This is a genomic window from Vibrio sp. Vb0937 (assembly GCF_033338855.1).
In genome coordinates, this window is the sequence record NZ_JAWOTK010000154.1 from 1 (window position 1) to 1,559 (window position 1,559).

General features: G+C 33.9%; 2 protein-coding genes and 1 pseudogene. All 3 read left to right on the forward strand.

Annotation, left to right across the window (positions count from 1 at the left end; genetic code table 11):
* Positions 1-24: 24 nt before the first annotated feature.
* Positions 25-282 (forward strand): annotated as a pseudogene (locus tag R7P67_RS23965) (pilus assembly protein TadG); the annotation flags it as partial.
* A 1-nt stretch (position 283) separates the two neighbouring features.
* Positions 284-847, forward strand: coding sequence for an OmpA family protein (locus tag R7P67_RS23970; protein ID WP_031413172.1), 564 nt, complete (start codon positions 284-286; stop codon positions 845-847).
* Between the two features lie 159 nt (positions 848-1,006).
* On the forward strand, positions 1,007-1,528 hold the full coding sequence (locus R7P67_RS23975; protein WP_005481293.1) for a hypothetical protein: 522 nt from the start codon (positions 1,007-1,009) through the stop codon (positions 1,526-1,528).
* Positions 1,529-1,559 lie beyond the last annotated feature (31 nt).

Sequence of the window (1,559 nt, forward strand, 5' to 3'; positions counted from 1 at the left end):
AAATTCTTAAAGTAAGTAGTGGGGGAGCATGGTTTGTGTGAAAGCCGTAAGAAAAGAATATCTAGTAAAGCAAATAAGTTTCAAAGTGAACATGCCAAGCTAGAGGGTGAAAAAACCAAGGTCACCATGGGCGTAATAGGTGTTAACTACAACGTACAAAAAGATGATGGCTTCGGTGAGTGCGTTGGTGAGAAAAACATTTATCATGCTAAAAATGGTAAAGACGTTTACAAATATATATTAAATCTGATTAACGAAGAAACAGGACGATTAAAAGATTAAAATGAAAAAGTTAATACCATTTGCGATTATTTTTACTTCAAATGTCGCGCTCGCTAATTGTATCAACCAAAGTGAAAACTATGTTACTTCAAAAGTTTTGAAAAGCTCTGATACAAAAATCACTCAGGTGGATGGAAAACTCGCATCAGTAATTAATGAGGATCTTTCCATTGTGCAAGATGAAAAAATTGAAAAGGTTGAAGCTACAAACGCCACGGAAAGTTGCACATTTGATAAGAACTCAATGTCGTTAGTTCTACACTATGATACTAATGAGCACTATCTAACAAACGTACATAAACAAGCTATATCAAAGTATTTAAAACTGGTTAACGAAGACAAACGTATTCTCGTTGAAGGGCACACGGATGATGTCGGAAGCCAGGCTTACAACAAAAGTTTATCCCTTCGACGTGCAAGCACTGCCTCAAAGTATTTAAAGAAAGATCTGGGGCTTGGCAACAGAATCGTGGAAAAGGCCTTTGGGGAGTCTGCACCTATATGTAAGGTGAACGAGAATAAGCTGTCAGGCTGTAACCGTCGAGTTGTATTAACTATAGAGTAATGAGCAATCCACTATTTGCTGTTGTAATTTTAATATTCATGTGCTCAATTTTATGTGGTATTTAAAAGCTTAGTTTTTACTAAGCTTTTATTTTTGTGAATATTATTTCTGTAATGTATAAATTAGTTGTCTCAATCAATGAAATGTAAACATATTTTCGTGTCGATATTTTTGTTTTTTGGTAACGCTTACCATTCCTATGCTGAAGTAGAAAAACCAGCGATGAGCGCCCAACTAGAGGAGTATGTATATAACCCTCGTATACTCAAAGATGTTTCTGACACTTTATTAGGCATCGACTTAAATAAAAATAATATCAGAGATGATGTCGATAAAGTCGTTAACCACCTAGAAGTAACAGAAGCTGATAAAGAGTTTATGTTACGTTATATCCAATACGCGACAAGTATATTAAGTTATGATTTCGCAAAAGATAGGTTAGAAAATCCGCTGATTGCTAGCGAACTCTACAAAGAACTCAATTATATAAATAGCTGCTATAAAGAGTCAGGTGTTGATGGTAAAGATTTATATGATTCAATAAATGCATTAAACGTATTGATGTTTAATACAGACGCTAGAATCATTGCCTATCTACATTATGAAAAGTACTTGGATATTAGAAATACATACGAGTTGCTAAGCTATGATTGTAAAAACAAAAAATATCATCAAGTTTAATCGTGATATCTTTGCAATTTAAAAAGATATG